Source organism: Streptomyces sp. NPDC019890, from assembly GCF_044903445.1.
Classification (GTDB): Bacteria; Actinomycetota; Actinomycetes; order Streptomycetales; family Streptomycetaceae; genus Streptomyces.
Map to the genome: position 1 here is coordinate 1 of NZ_JBJDQK010000049.1, position 4,426 is coordinate 4,426.

The window sequence follows — 4,426 nt, forward strand, 5'->3', positions numbered from 1 at the left end:
GGACCCCGGCAGTCCGGTGCTGCTGACCTGCCGTACGCAGGTGTACGGGGAGGTGGTGGAGGCGGGGGACGTCTTCACCTCCGCGGCCGTGGTCGAGCTCCAGCCGCTGTCGTTCAAGGAGGCGAGCCGCTATCTGGTGCGTACCGCCCGCCCGTTGAGGGGAAGCAACGGACAGCGCTCGACGTGCTGGGACCCCGTCCTCACGCGGCTGCGCGCACACCCCGGGGACCCTTTCGGCGCCGCCCTGCGGCAGGTCCTCGGCACACCGCTGATGGTGGCCATGGCCCGCACGGTGTACGGCGACACCGGCGCCGACCCCATGCAGCTGCTCGACGGCGGGCGCTTCTCCGGCCCGGAGGCGCTGGAGCAGCACCTCCTCGACGCCTTCGTACCCGCGGCCTTCGGGGACGCCCCCGACGCCGACCGGGCCGGGCACTGGCTCCGCTTTCTGGCCCGGCACCTGGAGCGGCGGCGGACCCGCGACCTGGCATGGTGGGAACTGCGGCTGGCACTACCGTGGTTGCTCAGGCGCCTTGGGCCGGTGCTGCTCCTGGGATGCATGGCGACGGCGGTCGCCGTCGGCCTGGGGGAGCCCACGACACCCCTCGCCTTCGTCGCCGGGGTTTGTACGGGACACGTGGTCCTGTCGCGCGGCTGCACATGGGCGGAACCCGGCCGGGCGGCGCGTTCCGGACAGCCGGCAGGACGGTGGCGGATACCGCGCGAGCTGGTGTTGTCGGTCGCGGTCGCCGCACCCCTGGGGGTCGCCGTCGGGTCCGCCGGCAGTCTCGGATTCGCCTGGGGGGACTTCAACCCGATTCATTTCAACGCGGGCGGACGGGTGGGCCCGGTCGCCGCGGCGATGGCCGCCGGTCTTGCCACCGCGACGATGCTCGCTGTTCTCGGTCTTGCCGGAGACGTCCGCCCGTCCACCATGCCGCTTCTTGGGCGCCAAAGGCTCCGGTCTCCCGTCCTGGGCGTGCTGAGCGTGGCAGCCGTCCTGCTGGCGGCCTTCGTCGCCTTCGTGCTCGGGACCGAATTCGTCTCCGAGCCCGTGTCCTTGGCGATCGGCGCGCTGGCCGGGCTCGTCGTCGCGCTCGCCGTGTGGCCGGGCGTCACCGGCCGGGCGGCGGCACCGGTGATCAGGGGGGAGCGACGCCGTCGTCCCGGCCCGGCCCTGCTGCGGCCGCTGTCCGTCGGTCTGCTCGGCGGTCTGTGTCTGGGGGCCGCGTTCGGCCTGGCCCATGCCTCGACGCTGGGCGCACGGGCTTCCATGAACGCCGACTTCCCGTCCGGCGCCGTCGTGCACCGGACGGCGGACGGCGGCGCGTACGCCCTCACGACGGGTGGCTGGCACTACGGCCGGCACCCGGACGGGACGCGGTACGTCCGTACTCCCGGACCGGTGCTCGGAGTCGTCAGCACGTGGGGCGGCAGTAGTTACGCGAGGTTCGGAGCGGACGAGGTCCAGGACTGCGCGCACGAGCCGGAATGCACGACCTTCTACGGTCCCGTGGAGCTGCACCTCTCCCGGGGCAGCTACACGAACGTGCGCGCGGGGTTGCCCAACGGCGTCTTCGCCGACGACACCGGGTTGCAGAACGAACTGCCACCACGGGCCGAGGACTGGCTGTACGCCGTCCCTCCCCGTCGCCTCTTCGAAGCCGCGCTGACCTTCGGACTGGCATTCGGCCTCAGCATCGGCGTGATCACCGGTGTCGCGGCCGGGGTGCACCGGTGGCTGGCCACTCCGGTCGACATCGCACGGGCGTCCAGTCCACTGGCGGGCCTGCGCAGCGACAGGGCGACGGCGGTCACGCGGGGCATCGTCGTGATGGCGTTCGGGACCACGCTCGGCGTCTTCCTGCTCAGGTCGCTGCCGATGAGTCAGAACAGCATGGGGCTGCCCATGGTCGTCTGGCTGCCGGTCGGCCTGCTGACCATCGCCCTGAGCGCCTGGGGCTGGCTGCTCGTCGTCCGCCTGTGGCTGTGCGGGACGGGCAGGCTGCCATGGCGGCTCATGGCGTTCCTCGACGAAGCTCATCGGCGGGGTGTCCTGCGCCAGGCGGGGGCCGTCTACCAGTTCCGCCACGCCCGGCTCCAGGAACAGCTCGCCGCCGCCGACCGGACGTGACACGACCGCGGGCCGGGGGAGGGTGGCTCTCCCCGGCCCGCGGCCGTTTGGTGTGAGGTTGGCAGCGTTCAGTGCCTCAGCAGGAGAGGTTTCCGCCCGTCGGCACGTCTTCGTGCCGGAGCCAGCCCTGTCAGTAGTGCTCTTCCCGGTAGACGCCGTCGGCGTCGACACCACAGCCCCACTCACCAAAGCTCGTGTTCGCCAGCTCCATGTTGACGACGAAGGAACCGGCCGCTGCGAGGGTGATCCTGAACGGATCGTCGTCATCGCCGGGCAGGTTGTTCACGGCCAGCAACGGGAACTCTGCGGAGGACAGTGCCCACTCGTCGGCGATGAGGACGAGAGTGCTGTCGGGCCAGTCCTCGTCATCGCGCCCGATCCGCGACTGGATCTGATCCGCCGTGAAGCCCGCGTAGGCGCGGTTGTCGATGACGGTGATCGACTCGTAGTGCTCCGAGCCTCCTTCGAGGGCCTGGAGCAAGCGTGCCCACTCATCTGGCTGCTCGAAGGACGTCCGCACCAGGAGCGGACCGGCGGACTCCTCGATCGTGGAGGAGGGCGGCTCGGGCTCGGCCCCCGTGCGCTCGCCGGGGATGACCTGGATGAGGAAGCGGGGCTTCTTGCCGTCCGACGACCGGTCACTGGCATGGACGCGGACCAGGTAGGGGCCGACTCCTGCGGTGGCGAGATTCTCTTTGCGCAGCGGCTCGTATCCGCTGTCGCACAGGGCGAGGAAGCCGGTTGTGGAGATCACGGTGATCTCTTCAACCTCGTCCCAGCCGCTCTCTGCTCCCGGGTCATCTCCGGCGTAGAGGGTGACGATGGGGTTCTCCAAGGCGCTTCCGGCGTCGATGTGCAGCCAGTCTTTCTCGGCCGCCAGGAACCCGCGTCCGCGCGGCTGCTTGCCGGCGTCGGGGTCCATGACGTCCAGGTCGCCCCACTCCTTCATCTTGAGCGGCCGGGTGCGGCCGTCAAGGAGCGGCCAGTTGGAACGCTGCATGGAGAACCCCCATCGTGCTTGCTGTGCCTGCCGGTTACGTCCTGGAAGGGTAGACGGGACCTGTCGCAGGCGCGTTGCGTGCCTTACTTGATGCGGACGTAATAGCCGTCGCCGTTGAGGACGCGCTGCGCCTTGTAGAAGCCGCCGAGGCGGGCGCCGGCGCTGCGGTTGTCACCGGCGGAGATGATGCGGGTGCTGCCGCGGGCCGGGTTGCCGCCCTCCTTGCTGGCGGCGAACGGGTACTCGTCGCAGTCGTACTTCTTGGGGTCGGGGTTGTGCACCTTCGCGCACATGGCCTTGCGGTGGGCGTTGATGGTCTTCTCGTTGGTGATGCGGTGCAGCGGGGTGGAGGCGCCCGGGTGACCGGCGATCTTGCGCTGGGCGTCGAGGATGTGGTTGGCGGACTGCTTCACCTTCGCGTCGCTGCGGGAGAGGGTGAACACGGGGGAGGCGGACGGGAAGACGCAGCCGGGGTTCTTGGTGCGCTTCTTGGGGCCCCAGAACGTGTCGTCGCAGCGGTACTTGGCGGACTTGTAGGTGAAGCCGCCTGCCGTGTAGCCGGGCTTGGTGAAGGTGAACCGGTAGGAGGCCGGGCTGGCGAGCTGCTTCTTCTTTCCGACGCTGGCGGCGTAGCCGACGGTTCCCTTGTGGGCCGGGCCGAGGGTGGACCCTTGCGGGAACTTGACGGCGGTCTTGACGCCCTTGCCGCCGCCGACGGACACGTTGATGTGGATGCCGCCGGCGTTGACGAGCCTGGCCTTGCCGACGGTGAAGCTCTCTGCCCACTTCAGCTTGTCGGTCTTCAGCGTCATGGAGTGCTTGATGTCGAAGGTGGCGGAGCCGACCGGCCTGCCGTTCCTGCGCAGGTCCACGCGGGCGCCGACATCCATGCACATGCTGGTGCGGGTGATGGTGATGGTGTTGAGCGTGCAGCTCGCGGCGGCGTCCGTGTTGGCGTAGACGGTCTTGACGGCCGGGGCCTGGGCGACGTTGATGCTGTACTTCGCCGGTGCGGCCTGCGCGGTTGCGGCGCTGATGCCGGTGAGGAGGAGGGTGCCCAGAGCGGCACCTATGACGGCTTTTCTGGGCGCGCTTATGCGCATGAGTGTGTGTCCCCTCGTTGGTGGAGGGACGGCACCGCGTCAAGGCTGCCGTCCGTGAGGCGAGCACGTTATGCGCTTCAACGGCCGTGGATCTATTGGCTGTTGGGGCACTGCCTGTTAGGACAAGTCGGGTTTCGGTCAGCAGCGGTGACGGTGAGGACCGCGACAAATCTTGTATGAGCCGAGAGC

2 protein-coding genes and 1 pseudogene are annotated in these 4,426 nt (G+C 69.6%); 1 reads left to right on the plus strand and 2 read right to left on the minus strand.

The window, feature by feature from the left end:
• Positions 1-2,134: pseudogene (locus tag ACI2LP_RS33830) on the plus strand (hypothetical protein); the annotation flags it as partial.
• 130 nt (positions 2,135-2,264) lie between these two features.
• Here ACI2LP_RS33830 and ACI2LP_RS33835 read toward each other — a convergent pair.
• Positions 2,265-3,134, minus strand: a complete 870-nt coding sequence (locus tag ACI2LP_RS33835; RefSeq protein ID WP_404728368.1) for a DUF6924 domain-containing protein — start codon at positions 3,132-3,134, stop codon at positions 2,265-2,267.
• An 83-nt stretch (positions 3,135-3,217) separates the two neighbouring features.
• Entirely contained in the window at positions 3,218-4,237 is a 1,020-nt protein-coding gene (locus ACI2LP_RS33840) for a NucA/NucB deoxyribonuclease domain-containing protein (protein WP_404728369.1), read from the minus strand.
• Positions 4,238-4,426: the final 189 nt, after the last annotated feature.